The sequence below is a fragment of the Rhizobium sp. RAF56 genome, assembly GCF_052113965.1.
GTDB lineage: Bacteria > Pseudomonadota > Alphaproteobacteria > Rhizobiales > Rhizobiaceae > Rhizobium.
Window position 1 is genome coordinate 183,363 of sequence record NZ_JBFRDU010000002.1, and the last position, 17,988, is coordinate 201,350.

18 protein-coding genes are annotated in these 17,988 nt (G+C 62.1%); 5 read left to right on the forward strand and 13 right to left on the reverse strand.

Annotation, left to right across the window (positions count from 1 at the left end):
- The gene (locus AB4048_RS02810; protein WP_442200388.1) at nucleotides 1–1,005 is read left to right on the forward strand and encodes an NAD-dependent epimerase; all 1,005 of its coding nucleotides are present in this window, start codon (nucleotides 1–3) and stop codon (nucleotides 1,003–1,005) included.
- A gap of 43 nt (nucleotides 1,006–1,048) precedes the next feature.
- On the opposite strand, the gene rutF is transcribed toward AB4048_RS02810, so the two are convergent.
- The 4 genes from rutF to AB4048_RS02830 all read right to left on the reverse strand — a co-directional run bounded on the left by rutF (nucleotide 1,049) and on the right by AB4048_RS02830 (nucleotide 4,291).
- Nucleotides 1,049–1,579 carry an NADH-dependent FMN reductase RutF gene (gene rutF, locus AB4048_RS02815; protein ID WP_442200389.1) on the reverse strand — a complete coding sequence of 177 codons (531 nt, stop codon included), beginning with the start codon at nucleotides 1,577–1,579 and terminating at the stop codon, nucleotides 1,049–1,051.
- 164 nt (nucleotides 1,580–1,743) lie between these two features.
- On the reverse strand, nucleotides 1,744–2,634 hold the full coding sequence (locus AB4048_RS02820; RefSeq protein WP_442200390.1) for a DMT family transporter: 891 nt from the start codon (nucleotides 2,632–2,634) through the stop codon (nucleotides 1,744–1,746).
- A gap of 105 nt (nucleotides 2,635–2,739) precedes the next feature.
- The gene (locus AB4048_RS02825) at nucleotides 2,740–3,348 is read right to left on the reverse strand and encodes an alpha/beta hydrolase (protein ID WP_442200391.1); all 609 of its coding nucleotides are present in this window, start codon (nucleotides 3,346–3,348) and stop codon (nucleotides 2,740–2,742) included.
- A gap of 10 nt (nucleotides 3,349–3,358) precedes the next feature.
- On the reverse strand, nucleotides 3,359–4,291 hold the full coding sequence (locus AB4048_RS02830; protein WP_442200392.1) for a VOC family protein: 933 nt from the start codon (nucleotides 4,289–4,291) through the stop codon (nucleotides 3,359–3,361).
- Between the two features lie 210 nt (nucleotides 4,292–4,501).
- Here AB4048_RS02830 and AB4048_RS02835 point away from each other — a divergent pair, with 210 nt between their 5' ends.
- Both AB4048_RS02835 and AB4048_RS02840 read left to right on the forward strand, forming a co-directional pair.
- On the forward strand, nucleotides 4,502–4,756 hold the full coding sequence (locus AB4048_RS02835; RefSeq protein WP_442200393.1) for a type II toxin-antitoxin system Phd/YefM family antitoxin: 255 nt from the start codon (nucleotides 4,502–4,504) through the stop codon (nucleotides 4,754–4,756).
- Nucleotides 4,756–5,166, forward strand: coding sequence for a type II toxin-antitoxin system VapC family toxin (locus AB4048_RS02840; protein WP_442200394.1), 411 nt, complete (start codon nucleotides 4,756–4,758; stop codon nucleotides 5,164–5,166). The genes AB4048_RS02835 and AB4048_RS02840 overlap by 1 nt, the downstream gene beginning before the upstream one ends.
- Here AB4048_RS02840 and ung read toward each other — a convergent pair.
- The 3 genes from ung to AB4048_RS02855 form a co-directional block, all read right to left on the reverse strand.
- Complete coding sequence (ung, locus tag AB4048_RS02845) at nucleotides 5,151–5,855, reverse strand: uracil-DNA glycosylase (RefSeq protein ID WP_442200395.1); 705 nt, start codon at nucleotides 5,853–5,855, stop codon at nucleotides 5,151–5,153. The two genes, AB4048_RS02840 and ung, sit on opposite strands and share 16 nt — an antisense overlap.
- A 912-nt stretch (nucleotides 5,856–6,767) precedes the next feature.
- On the reverse strand, nucleotides 6,768–9,215 hold the full coding sequence (locus AB4048_RS02850) for a GcvT family protein (protein ID WP_442200396.1): 2,448 nt from the start codon (nucleotides 9,213–9,215) through the stop codon (nucleotides 6,768–6,770).
- Nucleotides 9,212–10,102: a phosphotransferase gene (locus AB4048_RS02855; RefSeq protein ID WP_442200397.1), complete on the reverse strand. Its 891-nt coding sequence runs from the start codon at nucleotides 10,100–10,102 to the stop codon at nucleotides 9,212–9,214. The genes AB4048_RS02850 and AB4048_RS02855 overlap by 4 nt, the downstream gene beginning before the upstream one ends.
- A gap of 252 nt (nucleotides 10,103–10,354) precedes the next feature.
- Here AB4048_RS02855 and AB4048_RS02860 point away from each other — a divergent pair, with 252 nt between their 5' ends.
- Entirely contained in the window at nucleotides 10,355–11,134 is a 780-nt protein-coding gene (locus AB4048_RS02860; protein ID WP_442200398.1) for a DeoR/GlpR family DNA-binding transcription regulator, read from the forward strand.
- Nucleotides 11,135–11,140: 6 nt separating this feature from the next.
- Here AB4048_RS02860 and AB4048_RS02865 read toward each other — a convergent pair whose 3' ends face one another.
- On the reverse strand, nucleotides 11,141–12,037 hold the full coding sequence (locus AB4048_RS02865; RefSeq protein ID WP_442200399.1) for a LysR substrate-binding domain-containing protein: 897 nt from the start codon (nucleotides 12,035–12,037) through the stop codon (nucleotides 11,141–11,143).
- A 114-nt stretch (nucleotides 12,038–12,151) separates the two neighbouring features.
- Between AB4048_RS02865 and AB4048_RS02870 the strand changes: the two genes are divergently transcribed.
- A complete protein-coding gene (locus AB4048_RS02870; protein ID WP_442200400.1) occupies nucleotides 12,152–13,168 on the forward strand; it encodes a YeiH family protein in 1,017 nt (338 codons plus the stop codon).
- Here AB4048_RS02870 and AB4048_RS02875 read toward each other — a convergent pair.
- The 5 genes from AB4048_RS02875 to AB4048_RS02895 form a co-directional block, all read right to left on the reverse strand.
- A complete protein-coding gene (locus AB4048_RS02875) occupies nucleotides 13,161–14,945 on the reverse strand; it encodes a putative bifunctional diguanylate cyclase/phosphodiesterase (RefSeq protein WP_442200401.1) in 1,785 nt (594 codons plus the stop codon). The genes AB4048_RS02870 and AB4048_RS02875 overlap by 8 nt on opposite strands.
- Before the next feature lie 147 nt (nucleotides 14,946–15,092).
- Nucleotides 15,093–15,980, reverse strand: a complete 888-nt coding sequence (locus AB4048_RS02880) for an NAD(P)-dependent oxidoreductase (protein WP_442200402.1) — start codon at nucleotides 15,978–15,980, stop codon at nucleotides 15,093–15,095.
- Complete coding sequence (gene denD, locus AB4048_RS02885; protein ID WP_442200403.1) at nucleotides 15,980–16,963, reverse strand: D-erythronate dehydrogenase; 984 nt, start codon at nucleotides 16,961–16,963, stop codon at nucleotides 15,980–15,982. The genes AB4048_RS02880 and denD overlap by 1 nt, the downstream gene beginning before the upstream one ends.
- Before the next feature lie 110 nt (nucleotides 16,964–17,073).
- A complete protein-coding gene (locus tag AB4048_RS02890) occupies nucleotides 17,074–17,256 on the reverse strand; it encodes a hypothetical protein (protein ID WP_442200404.1) in 183 nt (60 codons plus the stop codon).
- A gap of 52 nt (nucleotides 17,257–17,308) precedes the next feature.
- Nucleotides 17,309–17,890 carry a histidine phosphatase family protein gene (locus AB4048_RS02895; RefSeq protein ID WP_442200481.1) on the reverse strand — a complete coding sequence of 194 codons (582 nt, stop codon included), beginning with the start codon at nucleotides 17,888–17,890 and terminating at the stop codon, nucleotides 17,309–17,311.
- Nucleotides 17,891–17,988 lie beyond the last annotated feature (98 nt).

Here is a 17,988-nt window from a genome sequence, read left to right on the forward strand (position 1 = left end):
ATGCGCTACCTGATCACCGGGACCGCCGGCTTCATCGGCTTTCATCTCGCCAAGCGCCTTCTCGACGACGGGCATTTCGTCGTCGGCTTCGACGGCATGACCCCTTATTACGACGTTGCACTGAAGGAGAAGCGCCATGCGATCCTTCAGCGCTCGAACGGCTTCAAGGCCGTGACGGCGATGCTGGAGGACAAGTCTGCGCTCGACCGGGCTGCAGAACTTGCCGAACCTGACGTCATCGTGCACCTCGCCGCACAGGCCGGCGTGCGTTACAGCCTGGAAAACCCACGCTCATACGTGGATTCCAACCTCATCGGCTCGTTCAATATTCTGGAGCTTGCCCGAGAGCTCCAGCCCAGGCACCTGCTGCTCGCCTCCACCTCCTCGGTATACGGCGCGAACGAGAAGATGCCGTTTGCCGAAAGCGACAAGGCCGACGAGCAGATGACGATCTACGCGGCGACCAAGAAGTCCATGGAACTGATGGCGCACAGCTATGCCCACCTCTTCCATGTGCCGACCACGGCGTTCCGCTTCTTCACCGTCTACGGCCCCTGGGGCCGCCCCGACATGGCGCTCTTCAAGTTCGTCGACGCGATCCGCAACGACCGGCCGATCGAGATCTACGGCGAAGGCCGGATGAGCCGCGACTTCACCTATATCGACGATCTCGTGGAAGGCATCGTGCGGCTGATCGGCGTCGTACCGTCGGAGGAAAACCGCGTGCAGTCGGAGGCGACGATCGACACGCTTTCGCGCAACGCGCCTTTCCGCGTCGTCAACATCGGCGGCGGCCAGCCGGTCGAACTGATGCACTTCGTCGAAACCATCGAGGCCTTGGTCGGAAAGCCCGCGATCCGCAAGATGCTTCCGATGCAGCCCGGCGACGTCCATCGCACATTCGCCGATCCGAGCCTTCTGGTCGCCTTGACAGGCTTCAAGCCTGATATGGAGGTTGAAGAAGGCGTTCGCCGCTTCGTCGAGTGGTACCAGGAGCACTATTGAACTCGCGGTGATCTCGGGGCCGACTTCGGCCCTCGCCCCGCTGTCAGCCGGCGGGATGGTAGCTGCGGTCGAAATAGACAAGGCCCTGCCCGCCGTCGCGGCGGCGGATCGCATCCACCTCGCACATCAGCACGTCGTGCGTGCCGCCGTCGGCGCGGTGGACGATGCGGCAGTCGAACGAGACGAGGGCATCTTCGAGAACCGGCGAGCCCGTGGAGAGCGCCAGCCATTTGGCCGCGGCGAACCGCTCGTCGGCAGGCGTCTTACCGCCGAAGAGGCGTGACAGATTCTGATGGCGCTCCGCCAGGACGTTGACACAAAGCACGCCGTTCGCCGTCACGGCCCGGTGCACGGAAGCGCCGCGATTGAGGCAGACGAGCAAGGTCGGAGGACTGTCGCTGACGCTGCAGACAGCCGTCGCGGCAAAGCCCGCGCGGCCGGCGGGACCATCGGTGGTGACGATATTGACGGCGGCGGCCATGCGGGACATCGCGTCGCGAAACTCAAACCGCACGGTCTCCGCATCTCCCAAGGGGATGGAATTTTCGATCGCCGCCGACGTCTTGATGGTCATCGCTAGAGTTTCCATTCGACCGTTAATTTAGTCGAAGCTTAAACTATTATGCCGAAACCCTCAAGCGTCGGCATTTTCCAATGAAATCCGGGTTCCGACAATATTTTCTATTATTTCTACAGACAATATAATTTTGTTGTCAACCAGTCCTCCAAAGCAAGCGCTCAGACGATAGCCACCGTGACGCGGTTCCTGCGAACTTCGAGAATGATATGGCCGAACAGCGCGATCAACACGATGATCCCGCCGATGAGGGTGGCTTGCGCAGGTGCCTCGCCGAGGAACACCCATACCCACAAGGCGGTCAAAGGTACTTCGAGCGCGGTCAGGAGGCTCGCATCGGCAGCCGGGATCAGGCGCGAGCCGAAGGTATAGAGGCTGAGCCCAAGCGCATTCTGAACAAGGCCGAAGGCGATGATCAGCCCGATGTCCGCGCCCGAAATCGTCGCTGCCGACGCGAACCAGACCGTGACGAGCGAGCAGAGCCACGCGGAGGCCGCCATGGCCGGTAGCATGGGGACATCGCGATGCTTGCGCATCACCACGACAAGCCCGGCCACGGTCAGCACCATGAAGCCCGCAAGCGCCTTGCCGAGCCAATCGCCGCCGCCACCGCTTTCGCCGCCGAGCATGACGATCACACCGCCGAGCGACAGCACGCTTGCGCCGAGCGTCGTCAGGCTCGGGCGCTCTCCGATGAAGAGGTAAGCAACGCCGGCGGTGACGAAGGGAACCGTGGCGTAAATCACCATCGCGTCGGCGACGGAGGCATAATAGATCGACCCGATACCGCTGATCATCGACGCGGAGGACAAGATCGTTGCCGCCAGCGATGGCCCCCGCATGGCGCGAATGATCGCAAAGGCACGCCCGCGTTCGATATAGAGAAAGAGCAGCATAACACCGCAGCCCGATACGATGCCGCGATAGAAGAGGATCGTCATCAGATCCGCGTGGATCAGCCGCACGAAAACGCCGGAAAGCGACCACGCAAGCGCCGACAACGTCACGTAAATGACACCCACGCGATATTGTTTCTGCTCGGCGAGCGTCACGGCGAATCCCCTCCATCGTTTGAAGGGTAGACCATTAGCAAGCTACGTGAAGACCCACAATGGCGAGCAGACGGCGCACCAAGCGGCGCGCCGTCTGCTGATCACTCAGGCATATGCGGCAAGGAGGTTGCGAACGGCGTCGATCTCGTTCGGGCGGATATCGTGACCGCCCGGGTGCCATTCCTGCGTCACTTCAGCGTTCTGACCAACGAAATAGTCCGCAAGCCCCCGCGTCAGCGCCACCGGCGCTATCGGATCGCGCTCGCCGGCTGTGATCAACACCTTGCGTCCCGCCAGCGCCGCATTGTCGCGCGGTTTGAACGGAATGAGGGGGTGCATCAACACAGCGGCGTCGAATATCCCCTTCTCGATCAAGACGTTGGCGAGAATATTCGCGCCGTTCGAGAAGCCGAGGCCGATGATCCGGTCCGCGCCGTGTTCGGCGGCGAGCGTCTTGACGTAGCTTGCCATCTTTTCCGTCGCGCGGGCGAGATCGGCCATGTCGTAGACCCCCTCGCCCGTGCGGCGAAAGAAGCGGGCTGCGCCATATTCCGATACATCGCCGCGCGGTGAGACGACGGTCGCCTCCGGCAGGAGACGGGTCGCGAAATCGAAGAACTGGTTCTCGTCGCCGCCGGTACCGTGGAAGACGAAGAAGATCGGCTTTCCCGGTGCACCGGCGCGCAGCCGGTGCACATACGTATTGTCGGTCATAACGTTCTCCTTAGCCTTCCAGCGGCTCGAGGTGCTGTTCCAGCAGCGCCCGCAGGTGCTGATGCTGCTGTGGCAGCTGCAACGCTTCGCCGAGATGGGCGGTATCCTCATCGCGGTTGAAGCCCGGTTCGTTCGTGGCGATCTCAAAGAGCACGCCGCCAGGCGTGCGGAAATAGATCGCCCAGAAGTAGTCGCGGTCGATGACGGGCGTCACCTGGTAGCCGGTGTCCATCAGGGCCTTGCGGACCTCGAGCTGCTTTTCGCGGTTTTCGACTGCAAAGGCCACGTGATGCACGGAGCCGGCGCCAGGAAGCGCACGACCGATGCTCGGCATGGTTTCCAGATCGACGAAGTCAGCACCATTGCCGCCGGGCACGGCGAGCCGCTTGACACCGTCGTGGGTGTCGACGACTTCGTAGCCCATATATTTCAGAAGCTCATCCGTCGCGCCCTCGTCGCGCAGCCGCAGGCCGACGGAGTGGAAGCCGCGGATGGCGTTTTCGGCATCGACGCCGCCGTGGGTCCAGGGCTCGCGGACGTCGTTCTTGACCTCCACCAGCGCGAAACCATCGCCGTCGGGGCCGGCGAAATGCAGACGCTTCTGGCCGAAGGATTGATCCTCCTTCAGACCGTCGACGCCCTGAAGCGCAAGCCGGCTCGTCCAGTAGCCGAGCGCGCCTTCCGGCACGGAGAACACCGTCGTTCCGACCTCGCCGGTGCCTGGCCGCCCCTTGGCCATCTTCGGGAACGGGAAATAGGTCATGACCGAACCAGGCGTGCCGATCTCGTCGCCATAGTAGAGGTGGTAGACGTCGGGTGCGTCGAAATTGACGGTCTTCTTCACGCGGCGCAGGCCGAGCGTGTGGGTGAAGAAACGGTTGTTGGTGCGAGCGTTCTCCGCCATCGAGGTGACGTGATGCAGGCCCTTGATCTGATCGAGCATTTCAAACCCCTTTTCTGCCCGGCGAACCGGGCGTTTCCATGAGCGTGAAAATGGCCTCGCGAGCGCCGAAGCGATAGTGCCGATAGTCCAAACGCATTGTCTTCAATTCTTGAACAACGATAATGATTGTTCACGGCGCGCAGCCGAAAAAAGGATGTTGCATGCCAAGCGAGCTAAACTATATCTAGACAGTCTAGCTAGGAGATCTCGATGGAATGGCAATTGCAAGACGCCAAGAACCGATTCTCGAAAGTGGTGCAAAAGGCACGTGACGAAGGTCCGCAGATCGTGACGCTGCGCGGCGAACGCGCCGCGGTGGTATTGTCGGCCAATGACTACGACGCTTTGCTGGCCGGAAGGGCGAGCTTGGTGGACGCCCTGTTGTCAGGGCCGGCCTGGGATGACGAGCTCGCCGAAGCCGTTGCCGCGCGCAGCAAAGCGCCGAGCCGTGACGTCCTGTTCTGATGTATCTCCTCGACACCAACGTCATTTCAGAGGCGCGGCGCGGAAGCAGGGAGGCACTATCCTGGCTGCGCTCCGTCGATCCCCAAAGCGTATATCTGAGCGTCGTTACTCTTGGTGAGATCATGCGCGGGATCGCGCTCAAGCGGAAGTCGGATCCCCGTGCGGCATCGCATCTGGAGGAGTGGCTCCGCGAGCTGCGTCAGGATCATCGCGACCGCATATTGCCGATCACCGACCGGGTCGCGATCGAATGGGGACGCGTGGCTGCAATCCGGCCGCGCGGAGATGCGGATGGGTTGATCGCCGCCACCGCGATCGTCCACGAGCTTATCGTCGTCACCCGCAATGTCGGCGATTTCGACGATACGGGCGTTCCGGTCGTCAATCCGTGGGATCAACCTTCCCGCTGAAGAGCATCCGGCAGCGCCCAGTCGATCGGCGCCCGACCGCGGGACTGGAGGAAGGCGTTGGCCTTGGAAAAGTGCCCGCAACCCAGAAAGCCGTTGTGGGCCGATAGCGGCGAAGGATGCGGAGCCTTCAGCACAAGGTGGCGGGTGGTGTCGACGAAGGCCGCTTTCTTCTGTGCGTAGGAGCCCCACAGCATGAAGACCACCGCGTCGCACTCGTCGTTGACGGTGCGGATGACGGCATCGGTGAAGCGCTCCCAACCCTTGCCCTGGTGCGAGGCCGCGCGCGCCTCCTCCACCGTCAAGACGCTGTTTAAAAGCAGCACGCCCTGGCTCGCCCAGCTTTCAAGAAAGCCGTGGCGCGCCGGGGCAATGCCGAGATCGCTCTGCATCTCCTTGTAGATATTGACCAACGAGGGCGGGATGCGCACGCCCGGCCGGACGCTGAAGCACAGCCCATGCGCCTGCCCCGCCCCGTGATAGGGATCCTGCCCGAGGATCACCACCTTGACCTCGGAAAGCGGCGTCAAATCCAGCGCGCGGAAATATTCGGGACCGCGCGGAAAGATGGTCTTGCCGCGCTGCTTTTCCTCGACAAGAAAAGCCCTGAGCTGGCTCATATAGGGGTCGGCGAACTCGGCCGATAGGGCCAGCTTCCAGCTTTCTTCGAGCTTTACACCTGCCTCGACCATTCCGTCCCCTTCCACCCAATTCGTCTCGCGATTGAAGACAGACAATCAGCCAAGTCAAGGAACCTGCGCCCGCCTATCACCCATCGGTACAGCTTTTGCGATATGTTCAGAAATTGGTAACAACCATACGGTATAGAAGATCCATCGGGAGCGGTCACTTGCGCTGGAAATTGTTTGCTATTCTCTGGCTTTATTTTCAGCTGCGCATCGTTGCGGAAGTATACACGACGGGATTCTCAGGAGCGCTAACTCCGCTGATTTGGGTCCTGTCGTTTCCCGTTTGCATCGCGCTGCTGTGCTATGCGTTCAAATTCCCCGTCGGAGATGCCAAATATTGGCGCGGGTTTTCCTGGCTATGCACCGCCCTCTCCCTCGTGCTGTCCGCTGAATTTGGGCAGAGGCTGCGGGCGGGATCTGCAAATCTTCCCGTCGGCTCGCCTTTAGTCGCCGTTGTCGCACTAGCACTCTTGGTGTTCATTTGGCTAGGCGTGTGGAGATATGGCCGAGATCCGCAAATATGGGGGCACACGTCGAACGACAAACCACCTATCGACTGTCAGCCATCAAAGGGACAGCCGTCAGCCGCCACGATCATACGAGCCGTTTTCCCGCTTCCTGTATATGTCATCAGCTTACTGGTATTTGCGCCGCGTCTCATTGTCGCAGACACCGCCGGCAGACTAATCCTTTGCGCGATCTTGGCCATCTTTGCGGCAATGGCTGTCCGCGAATACAAGGTCTTACGTCAGTCCTTTTGGCCAAGGACCAAACCGCAAACCCTGACACCTGGCGAACCCCAGGATGGGGGGCCGGGCGACACAGCGCGGCCAGCATCGACCTATCTGTCGAGAATACTGCTCTCTTGCCGCTAGATGCTGGCAAAAGCGAACTGCTACGATCCTAGCGCGGCCGTTACGCCTTCACCCTAAGCATTTTCGGATCATAAAGCGGCCGCATCGACACCGTGCAAGGCACGCGGCGCCTTGCGACATCGAGTTCGTAGCTTCCCGAAAGAACAAAATCCTCGGTCACGCCGCAAGCGTTGCGGACATAGCCGTAGCCGATCGGCTTGCCGAGCGTATAGCCGAAGCCGCCGCTCGACAGCCAGCCGACCCGCTCGCCGTTGCGGTAAATGGTTTCGCGGCCCAGCAGGACGGTTTCGGGATCGTCGGGGACAAATGAGGCGAGCATCTTCTTGACGCCGGATGCGAGCTGGCGCTCGATGGCCTCGCGGCCGCGGAAGGTGATAGTCTTGCCGGTCTTCACCGCCCAGGCGAGCCCCGCCTCCACCGGCGTATGGTCCGGGCCGATGTCGGATCCCCAGGCACGATAGCCCTTTTCCAGCCGGCAGCTTTCGATCGCCCGATAGCCGGCATTGACGAGCCCCTGGTGGCGACCGGCCTCCATCAACGCGTCGTAGACGGTCGCCGCATATTCGACAGGCACATGCAACTCGTAGCCGAGTTCGCCGACATAGGTGATCCGCAACGCTCTCACAGGACAACCGGCTATTCCGATCGTCCTGACCCGGCCGAACGGGAAAGCGGCATTCGATACCTCAGCGCTCGTCACCTTCTCCAGGATGGCGCGCGCATTCGGCCCCATCAGCGACAGGACGGAATAGGCTGACGTGACGTCCACCACTTCCGCATGCATACCGGCCGGAATGTTCTTGGCGATCCAGTCGAAGTCGTGGGTCGCAAAGCCGGTGCCGGTCACGATGTAGAACTCGTTCTCGGCCATGCGCGCGACCGTCACGTCGCATTCGATGCCGCCGCGATCGTTGAGCATCTGGGTGTAGGTCAGCGAACCGACCGGCTTGGTCACGTCGTTGGCGGCAATCCAGCTCAGCGCCGCCTCCGCGTCGCGCCCCTTGACCACGAACTTGGCAAAGGAGGTCTGATCGAAGATGACGGCCGCCTCGCGCACGGCCCTATGCTCTCGGCCCACGGCCTCGAACCAGTTCTGCCGGCCGTAGCTGTAAATATCCTTCGGTTCCTCGCCCGCGAAAAGATCGGCAAACCAGTTCGGCCGCTCCCAGCCGAGTTTTTCGCCGAAGCAGGCCCCTTGCGCCTTCAGCCGGTCATAGAGCGGCGACTTGCGGCAGGGACGACCGCTCGAATGCTCCTCATGCGGCCAAGCCATGGTGTAATGCTTGCCATAGGCTTCGAGTGTTCGCGTGCGCACCCAGTCGGTGTCGAAATGCGGGCGTCCGAAGCGGCGGATATCGGCGGGCCAGAGATCGTAGGGCGGCTCGCCCTTCGCTACCCATTCGGCAAGCGCCATGCCGGCGCCGCCGGCCGATGCGATCCCGAACGCGTTGAACCCGGCGCCGACGAAGAAGTTCTTCAGCTCCGGCGCCTCGCCCAGGATGAAGTTGCCGTCAGGCGTGAAGCTCTCCGGCCCGTTGAGCAACTGCTTGACGCCGGCGGTTTCGAGGGCGGGCACACGCGCGAGCGCCTGCTCCATGATCTGTGCGAAATGGTCGAAATTGCTGTTGAGCAGCGTGTAGTGGAAGTCTTCCGGAATTCCGCCGGTCGCCCATGCGATCGGATCGGGCTCATAGCCGCCCATGACGAGGCCGCCGACCTCTTCCTTGTAGTAGGTCAGCCGGTCGGGATCGCGCAGCGTCGGCAGGTTCGAGGGCACGCCGAAGGATTCGGTAATGAGATACTGATGCTCGACCGAGACGAGCGGCACGTTGACGCCGACGCGGGCGGCGAGGCTCCGTGTCCACTGACCCGCGCAGACGACGACCCTCTCGCATTCGATCCTGCCGCGATCGGTGACGACGGCACGGATTTTTCCCTTCTCGATTTCGATGTCGAGAACCTCCGTATCCTCGAAAATAGAGACCCCCGCCATACGCGCGCCCTTGGCGAGCGCCTGGGTGATGTCTGAGGGATTGGCCTGCCCATCGGTCGGCAGATAAGCGGCCCCGATCACGTCGTCCACTTCCATCAGCGGCCAGAGATCCTGAGCCTCGCTGGGGGTAAGCAGCTGCATGTTGAGGCCGAAGGATTGCGCGGTCGTCGCCTGGCGCTTGACCTCGGTCCAGCGCTCCTCGTTGCAAGCAAGCCTCAGGCCGCCATTCATCTTCCAGCCGGTGGCAAGACCGGTCTCCGCCTCCAGCCGCTTGTAGAGGTCGACCGAATAGCCGAGCAGCTGGGTGATGTTGGCGTTGCTGCGCAGCTGTCCCACAAGGCCGGCCGCATGAAAGGTGGTGCCAGAGGTGAGTTTCTTGCGCTCAAGCAGCACCGTATCCGTCCAGCCCAACTTGGCCAGATGGTAGGCGGTGGAGCAGCCAATGATGCCGCCGCCGATCACGATTGCCTTGGCGGTTGTCGGTAGTTCTTTCATTCCAAGACCTCGGCATCGCGAAAATCATCATAGGCGCGCGTGAAGCGCGTCAGGTTCTCCGTCGTGTAGACGGCGTAATCAAAATCGATGGTGGAATGGATTTCCGATACCATGCTCCACAAGCTCTCGCGCAACAGCGAGGCCGACTTCATGGCCTTGTAGCGCCGCCAGAGGTCTGCGTTCGGAGCCTCGCCGAAATAGGCCTCAAGCATCGCTCCTTCCTGCGGGAGCGACAGCTCGTTGTTCGACGAAAGACCGCCGAGATCGAAAAGCGGCGTATTGAAGCCGGCATAGTCCCAGTCGATCAGCCACAGGCGCTCGCCGTCATCGAGGAAGTTGTTGGCGAGCAGATCGTTATGGCCGAAGGAAATCTCGAAGGGACCGGCGGCGCGCTCTAGGATGTCTGTCTTTTCCATCAGCGCGGAAAGCAACGGCGTATGGCGGCTGCCGGCGTTTTTCAGCAGTGCGGCATAGTCGCGTACAACATGAAAAACCCAGAATATTGCAGCCGGTCCGCGAAAATGTCTTGGAACTTCCTGATGGCAGCGGCGAACCAACGACACGATCCGGGAAAGCGTTGCCGGATGGCGGATGTCCTCGGCGGAAAGAGGCCTGCCGTCGACATAGTCGAGGACGAGGACACCCGGCGCATGGTGAACGACGGCTGGCGAAATGCCGGCGTCGAAAGCCGCGCGGCTCGCCGCAAGCTCGTTGGCGCGGCTGATGTGGTGAATGGCGATGTCTGCGCCGAGACGGACGACAAAACGGCGATTTTGCTGGGAAACGAGATAGTTGCGGTTGGTGATGCCGCCGGGCAGGGCAACGATCTCGATTGGCCCATTCCAGATGTCCAGAGCCTTTATCCGGTCTTCGGGTGTTACGCTCATCGCTCCTCCCGAGCTCGTCCGCCGCTTGATCGTGAAGGTTTGTCACAAAAGTCGCACTGTCAAGAAGCGGCCACAGATTAAAACACCGTTTTGGCTTTTTGTTGATTTATACGCCTAAAAGACAGGGAGAATGACGCGATTTCGTGTCAAAATCACGAGAAGATACTTTCCGGCGATTATACTATGACATAGATCTAACATAGGCGCGGGAAGATAGAGGTTGGTGGAATGTCAGGTGCCGAGCAGACGCCAATGCACGCGAATCACAGAGAGCGCGAGATTCTCGAAGAGCTTCGCCTTGCCGGCGGCGCAAGCCGCATTCAGTTTCTTGCCGAAAGACTGGCAGTTTCCGAAGAAACGATCCGGCGGAATATCCGCACGTTAGAGGCGAATGGACTTGTGACGAAGGTCCATGGCGGCGTCCACATCAAGGACTCCATCATCGAGCAGCCGCTGCACTTTCGCATGAACGAAAATCCGGAAGCCAAACGTTTGATTGCCGCGCAGGTCGCGAACCTGATCGAGAACGGCGACACTCTGTTCCTCGACATCGGCTCCACGACCGCCTTCATCGCCGTGGCGTTGCAGAAGCACCAGAACCTTTTCGTCGTTACCAACGCCGTCTCGGTGGCGCACGCGTTGGCGACGCGCAATGGCAACCGCGTGTTCTTCGCCGGGGGCGAGTTGCGCAGCCACGACGGCGGCGCCTTCGGCGCGGAAGCGCTGAACTTCCTGCGCCGCTTCAACGTGCGCCATGCGATACTCTCCGTCGGCGCCGTCAACGCGACGGCCGGTTTCATGCTACATGACCTGGATGAGGCAGAGTATTCGCGCGAGGCGGCGCGGCGGGCGGAAAACCGCATCATCGTCGCCGACAGCAACAAGTTTGGCCGCACGGCGCCCATCGTTATCGATGACCCCTCCACCTACGACATGCTGGTAACGGACCAGCGGCCGCCGAGCGATATCGAGGCGATGCTCTATCGCCACGAGGTCGAGCTGCTGATAGCGGGACAGCGGCGGACGGAATGACCCCCTTCAAGCCGGCGAGCTGAAATCCTTGCAAAGCGCCTCGAGGGCGGCTGCGGCCTTGCTGGCATGACGCTCCTTGTGTCGCAGCAGCCGGAAATCGCGTCCGGGCAGATCGAAAGCGGCGCGAACGAGCAGTCCCTCCTGCAGATATAGCCCGGCCGCAGCGCTCGATATGGCCGCCGCACACGAGCCGGCGCGGATGGCAGAAAGCACCGCCTCGTTCGATGGCAACACCAGCGCCACGTTGAGATCTCGCGGCGACCGGGAAAGCCTGCTGATCGCCGCCTCGAATTCCGAGCGCGTGCCGGAGCCTTCTTCCCGCATCACCCACGGGCCGCCGCTGACGATGTCGTCGACGTCGAGCTTGCGTCCATCGGCCCAGGGGTGAGCCGGCGAGACGACGATCACCAGCGCATCCCGCGCTATCGCCCTTGCCGACAGCGCGGGCGCGTCGATCGCTCCTTCGACGAAGCCCAGTTCGGCACTGCCCTCGAGCACGGCTTGGGAGACGGTTCGCGTGTTGCCGATCGTCAGTTCGAGCTCAATGCCGGGATGATCGGCATGGAAGCGCATAAGGATCGGTGGCAGCCAGTAGCTGGCGATCGTTTGGCTCGCTGAAACGCGCAGGGATCCGCGCTGCAAGCCGCCGAACTCCGACAACATCAGCTCTGCCGAGCGAACGCGGGCAAGCGTCGCCTTCGCCTCGCCAAGGAAACCGCGGCCGACTTCCGTAAGCTCGATATGCCGGCCCACCCGATGGAAAAGCTCCACGCCATAGAAGGCTTCAAGGTTCTTGATGGCGGCGCTCACTGCCGATGGCGTCAGGTTGATGGCTTCTGCCGCGCGGGTCAAATGCTCACGCTCGGCGACTGCGACGAATATGGCGAGCTGCTCGAAGGTCATGGACGATCATTCTATTTTATCGAACAAAACATAGAATGATATTCTATGGATGTACACGATCGACAGTGGGATATTTGCGCAAAAGCCGCATCCTGCAGAAATAGACCACACACCATGTCACCTTCACTTTCGCCTCGATCCGTCTATCCCGGGCTCGCTCTGAGCGTCGGCGTTGCAACGCTCGCCTCAGTGGCCGAGTACGCCGAGATCGGACTTCTCGGCGGGCGATGGATTGAGGGCTTGCTGCTCGCCATCGCGATCGGCATCGCCGTCAGAACGGTTTGGCCGCTTGGCGTCGGCACGCGTATCGGCATCGACTTCGCCGCCAAGCGGCCGCTGGAAATCGCCATCGTCCTGCTCGGCGCGTCGATCAGCCTTTCGGCGATCCGGGGCGCGGGCTTGGCGCTTGTCGGCGGTATCGCCGTCGTCGTGCTCATATCCGTCGCCGTGAGCTATCTGATCGGCCGGCTGTTCGGGCTCGCTCCGAAGCTTGCCGCCTTGATCGCCTGCGGCAACTCGATCTGCGGCAATTCCGCGATCGTCGCCGTCGCCCCTGTTTTGCGCGCTGGCCCGGAGGATATTGCCGCGTCGCTTGCCTTCACGGCCGTGCTCGGGGTGCTGGCGGTGTTCCTGCTGCCGATGCTTTATTTCCATGGCGGTCTATCGGTGTCGCAATACGGCATATTGGCCGGCATGACCGTCTATGCCGTGCCGCAGGTGCTGGCGGCGACGGCGCCGGTGGGTTTGCTCGGTGTCCAAACGGGGACGTTGGTCAAGCTGGTGCGGGTGCTGATGCTCGGCCCGATCACGTTCATGCTGGGCATTCTCATGAGGAACGGCGAAAAGCTGCAGCCGGGGATCCGTCGCCCTGCGATGGTGCCGTGGTTCATCCTTGGATTCCTCGGCATGATGGCGCTTCGTTCGCTTGATTTCATCCCCCAGGCCGCGTTGTTGCCGATCGCCCATGTCTCGACCATTCTCACCGTCATCGCGATGGCGGCGCTCGGTCTATCCGTCGATGTCCGGTCGATCGCGCATGCCGGCGGCAGGGTAATCATGGTCGCCACGCTCTCGGTCGCGATGCTTGGCGCAATCAGCTACGGCCTGATACGGCTGCTCAATATTATGTGACGACAGCAAGCTCGCTGTCGGCCTCTTGTCGAGCGGCCAGAAGCTCGGTTATTTCCGCCCGTGAAACCGGCCGGCCGATTGCATAGCCTTGCAAAATATCGCAACCCATGCGGGCGAGCGTAAGGGCGTGCTCCTCGGATTCAACGCCCTCTGCCACGACCTCTACTCCGACGACCTTGGCAATCTCGACGATGGAGGCAAGCAGTCGTCGCTGCTTCTCCGAGACGGTGATCGCGGCCACGAGCTGACGATCGATCTTCAGCCGTTTCGGCTTCAGCTTGACGAGGCCGACCAGGGATGCATGCCCGGAGCCGAAATCGTCGATCTCGATCTCGATCCCCATCGCCTTGATCGTCTCGATGTTCGCCAGCATTCCGTCATCGAAATCATCGAGAAAAATGGTCTCCACCAGTTCGAACACCAGCGTTCCCGGCGGTATGTTCATCGCAAGCAGATTGTCGACGAGCTGCGGGTCGGCCAGGCGATTGACCGAAATGTTCACGGAAACGCGGGGTGGCGCTATGCCCTGCTTTTCCCATTCGAGGCGATCGTCGAGGACGTGTCTGAGGATGACGTCGTCGATCTCCGCGGTGCGGCCGTTCTCGTCGCTGATCTTGAGGAAGGCACCGGGCGAGAGAATGCCGCGCGCCGGATGATGCCAGCGCGCCAGCGCTTCGAGACCGACGACACGTCGTGAGCGCGCATCCACCTGAACCTGGTAGAAGGGTTCGATCTGGCCGCGCTCGAGTGCAATCTGCAGGTCCTCGGCGAGTTGCCGTGCCTGATGCAGGTCCGCCTGAAGCTCCGAGGTGAAAAGCTCGACGCGGTTTCGCCCGAGCTTCTTTGCTTGAAAGAGCGCAAGATCGGAATCGGCGAGCAGGTTTGTCGCAGCCTCCCGGCTGCTCCATGCCACGCCGACGGAAGCCCCGCTGCGCATCGTCTCCTGTCCGACCCGCACCGCGCGCCGCAAGATCCCGTTCATCTCCTCCGCAAAATTCAACAGCGCGTCCGCGTCCGCAACATTGGTCAGAACCGCCACGAACTCGTCGCCGCCGATGCGCGCGACGATGTCGCGTTCTGTAACCGCGCTCGAAATTCTCTCCGCGGCGCGCTTCAGAAAAGTGTCGCCGGCGGCGTGGCCGGACTTGTCGTTGATCTGCTTGAAGCCGTCGAGATCGAAATGCAGGATCGCGATATTGTCGATCGTCTCGTCGGCAAGCATCTCCATGAAGCGCCGGTCGAAATACCGGCGGTTGGGCAAGCCCGTCAGATAGTCGTGATCGGCGGCGTGCTCGATGTGGATCCTGCTGCGCTCCAGCATGAAGGCGCGGGCCTCGGCAATCGCCTTCTGATCCTCCAGGGCGCGATTGAGCAGAACGTCCGACGTGACGTCCCATTCAGCGCCGATATAGGAAGGCGCTCCGGCCCGCCCCTCGTAGAAGTGCCCGCGCGACCGCAGGTGGCGAACCTCCCCGTTCGCCAGCACGATACGAAATGCCGAGTCATAGAGGTCCTTTGTCGCGGCCGCGTCACGAAACTCGTCGACGGCCCGGTCCCTGTCGTCGGGATGGATCGCATCGCGCCACATGGCGGCAGAGATCCGCCGCCTCGTCTCGCCTGTGGCGTAAATGCGGTGCATCTGCAGATCCCAGACGATCTCTTCGGTGGCGAGGTTGTGCTCCCACACGCCGATTTGCGATGCGTGCAAAGCCAATTCCAGCCTCCTCAGGAGATCCTGGAATTCCTGTTCGGACCGACGCGACGTTCTTCTTGCCACCGCGGACAGCTCCAATCACAGATGCGGGAATGGCGAGCTTTGACGACGATCATAGCGGCTGCTTGTTTAAGCGCCCCTTATGAACGCACGCGTAGCAACAACATACTCCCCTCAAATCTAACAGGCATCCGGCCGCAATCAAGGAGTTTACGCGCGCCTGTTTTTGTCCTCGAGGTAGAGAATGAGGGCGCTGTGATCCTTTTCGCCGCCGCCTTGGGCCACGAAGTCGGCAAACTCGGCGTGAACCGCCTCGGTGAGCGGCAAAGCGAGGGAGAGAGCCCCGGCCGCCGCCATGACGGCGTCGAGATCCTTCAACTGGTTGCGGGACGTGCCGCCCGGCTGAAACTCCCGCGCAACCATGCGCTGGCCATGCAGTTCAAGAATGCGGCTTTCGCAGAAGCCGCCGCGAATGGCGTTGCGGAAGGCCTCGCGCGATCCGCCGCCCGCCTCGATCAGCATCATGGCTTCGGCGATCGCGCCTATAGTGATGGCAACGATCTGCTGGTTGCCGAGCTTGGCCAGCTGGCCGGTGCCGCTCGGGCCGACATGGGTGACGCGGCCAAGCGGTGCGAATACGTCCGCCAGCGCTTCGATGGTCGCCGCCTCGCCGCCAGCCATGATCGCGAGCGTTCCGGCCGAGGCGCCAACGACGCCGCCGGAAACCGGAGCATCGACATGCCTGATGCCGCGCTCGGCGAGCCTTGTTGCGTGACTGCGTGCGATCGGCGGGGCAATCGAGCTCATGTCGATCACGGTTGCTCCCTTGTCGAGGACATCCGCGACGCCGCCGCTTCCGAAGAGCACCTCGCCGACGACGTTGCCGTCCGTCAGCATGGTGATCACCACAGACGCGCCGCCTGCCGCCTCCGCCGCCGTGTTGGCGACGATGGCACCGTCTGACGCGAGGACAGAAGCCTTGGCCAGGTCGCGATTCCAGACGACGACCGGAAAGCCCGCTGCCAGCAGCCGTCGCGCCATCGGCGCACCCATCAGGCCTGTTCCGAGAAAGGCGATCCTTGGCTTTGCCGCCACCATTACAAGCTTCCTCCCATTTCGTCCTCGATGTGGACGCGAATAATGTCGTCGAACGAGGCCTCCGCCGTAAAGCCGAGCGCCAGCGCCATTTTAGCCTCGAAGCCCTGCGGCCAGCCCGCAACGATGCGCATGATGAGTTCGTCCGGCTCGCGGCGGATCAGGCTTACCGCCTTTTCCCCTGCAACCCGGCGCAGCGCTTCGATCTGCTCGCCCACGGTGGCGGAGATGCCAGGCATCGTCAGGCTGCGGCCCGCGCCGAGAGAACCAAGATCGATAGAGGCGGCATGGATGAGGAAGCCGACCGCTGCGCGCGGCGAAGCGTGCCAATGCCGGACGGTATCCGGCACCGGCAGGACGGCTTCCATACCTGCGAGCGGCTCGCGCAGAATGCTCGAGAAGAAGCCCGACGCGGCGCGGTTCGGCTTGCCGGGGCGGATGCAGATGGTCGGCAGCCGGATAGCGATGCCGTCGATAAAGCCACGACGGCTGTAGTCGGCGAGGAGCAATTCGGTAATCGCCTTCTGCGTGCCGTAGCTGGTCAATGGCGTCAGGTGAAAATCATCCGGTATCGGCAGCGGCAAGGGTGCGCCGAAGACGGCGATGGAAGAGGTGAAGATGACGCGCGGCCTATAGCCGTCCTTGGCGTTTTCCAGGCGTATCGCCTCGAAAAGCGCCCTCGCCGCGTCGAGGTTGATCCGGTAGCCCTTCTCGAAATCGAGCTCGGCTTCACCTGAAACGATCGCGGCGAGATGAAAGATGATGTCGGGCCGGCCGGCAACGATCCTTGCCGCCACCCCCGGCGAGGAAAGATCCGCGATGGAAGCGTCGACCGTTCCCGCAAAGGTCTCCGGAACCTCGGGATGAACAACATCCAATAGGGTCAGGCGCGACAACGCCTGACCGGCAACGTCCCTCTCCGCCACGAGGCGTGCCGCCAGCTTTCGGCCGATCATCCCGGCCGCCCCGATGATTGCGATATGCATCCTGCCCTCCTCACAGCCTGCACGGGCCTTGCCGCGTCGAGCGGCAGAACCTTGCCGCCTGTGATAGACTGCGGGCGGGATCTTGCAAAATCAAAATCGCGGCCGGCCGATCAGAAGGGTGCGCCTGTCACCGGATTGACGACAGGAGGTTCGCTCTCGTCCTTGGCGCCGGCCGGCTGTACGACGGGCGTCGCCCGGGATTCCTCGTCCGCAGGCTCCGGCTTCTCGGGAATGGGATGCACACCCTTGGGCCGGCGCTGCTCCGGCTTGACGTTCTGGTCGTTTGCTTTCATCGCCTTCTCCTGTTTTGATAAGAAAGGCGGCAGGACCTCGTTTGGTTCCCAGCTATCGCTGGTTCCAGCGCCTAATGACGGGCTCCGTCAGGTCATGCTCATAGCCGACGACGCTGATGCTCGTCGTATCCAGCACGAAGAGCGCCCCTTGCTGAGGCGGCAATCCGAGCCAACGGGCGGCAAGCACGCGAAGGAAATGCGAGCTGGAAAAGATCAGGACCGTTCCGGATGCGCCGCGGGCTTCGGCGATGACGCGGTCGGCCCGCGTGGCGACATCCGCGGCCGTCTCTCCCTTGGGACATCCATCCCGAAAAAGCTGCCACCCTTGGCGCTCGGCGAGGATCTGTTTGCTGGTCAATCCCTCATAGGCGCCATAGTCCCATTCGGCGAGGTCAGGCTTGACCACACGGGCGTCGCCGAAGCCGGCAAGCTCGCACGTGTTCTGCGCCCGCGACGAAGGGCTCGACCAAACCGCTGTCGGTGCAAGGCCGTCCAGCCTGTCGACGAGCTTGCGCGCCGCCTCTTCACCCGCCGGCGTCAGGGGAATGTCGCTCCGGCCGGTGTGCCTGCCGGTCGCACTCCATGCCGTTTCGCCATGCCGTACGAGATAGACTTCCGGAAACGCGTTCATGATCTGCATCTCCCATTGGCACCGCCCCGCTCTTCATCGCATCCGGCTATCCCGCTGTCGAGCCGATCTCAAACGAAAAACGGGCGGAACCTGAAGGTCCC

Excerpts from the sequence above, each read along its gene's own strand:
- AB4048_RS02840 (WP_442200394.1), top strand. The coding sequence starts at position 4,756 with ATGTATCTCCTCGACACCAACGTCATTTCAGAGGCGCGGCGCGGAAGC.
- AB4048_RS02860 (WP_442200398.1), top strand. The coding sequence starts at position 10,355 with ATGCACGCGAATCACAGAGAGCGCGAGATTCTCGAAGAGCTTCGCCTT.
- AB4048_RS02810 (WP_442200388.1), top strand. The coding sequence starts at position 1 with ATGCGCTACCTGATCACCGGGACCGCCGGCTTCATCGGCTTTCATCTC.
- AB4048_RS02835 (WP_442200393.1), top strand. The coding sequence starts at position 4,502 with ATGGAATGGCAATTGCAAGACGCCAAGAACCGATTCTCGAAAGTGGTG.
- AB4048_RS02830 (WP_442200392.1), bottom strand. The coding sequence starts at position 4,291 with ATGCTCGATCAGATCAAGGGCCTGCATCACGTCACCTCGATGGCGGAG.
- AB4048_RS02825 (WP_442200391.1), bottom strand. The coding sequence starts at position 3,348 with ATGACCGACAATACGTATGTGCACCGGCTGCGCGCCGGTGCACCGGGA.
- AB4048_RS02855 (WP_442200397.1), bottom strand. The coding sequence starts at position 10,102 with ATGAGCGTAACACCCGAAGACCGGATAAAGGCTCTGGACATCTGGAAT.
- AB4048_RS02850 (WP_442200396.1), bottom strand. The coding sequence starts at position 9,215 with ATGAAAGAACTACCGACAACCGCCAAGGCAATCGTGATCGGCGGCGGC.
- rutF (WP_442200389.1), bottom strand. The coding sequence starts at position 1,579 with ATGACCATCAAGACGTCGGCGGCGATCGAAAATTCCATCCCCTTGGGA.
- ung (WP_442200395.1), bottom strand. The coding sequence starts at position 5,855 with ATGGTCGAGGCAGGTGTAAAGCTCGAAGAAAGCTGGAAGCTGGCCCTA.
- AB4048_RS02880 (WP_442200402.1), bottom strand. The coding sequence starts at position 15,980 with ATGGTGGCGGCAAAGCCAAGGATCGCCTTTCTCGGAACAGGCCTGATG.
- AB4048_RS02890 (WP_442200404.1), bottom strand. The coding sequence starts at position 17,256 with ATGAAAGCAAACGACCAGAACGTCAAGCCGGAGCAGCGCCGGCCCAAG.
- AB4048_RS02865 (WP_442200399.1), bottom strand. The coding sequence starts at position 12,037 with ATGACCTTCGAGCAGCTCGCCATATTCGTCGCAGTCGCCGAGCGTGAG.
- denD (WP_442200403.1), bottom strand. The coding sequence starts at position 16,963 with ATGCATATCGCAATCATCGGGGCGGCCGGGATGATCGGCCGAAAGCTG.
- AB4048_RS02870 (WP_442200400.1), top strand. The coding sequence starts at position 12,152 with ATGTCACCTTCACTTTCGCCTCGATCCGTCTATCCCGGGCTCGCTCTG.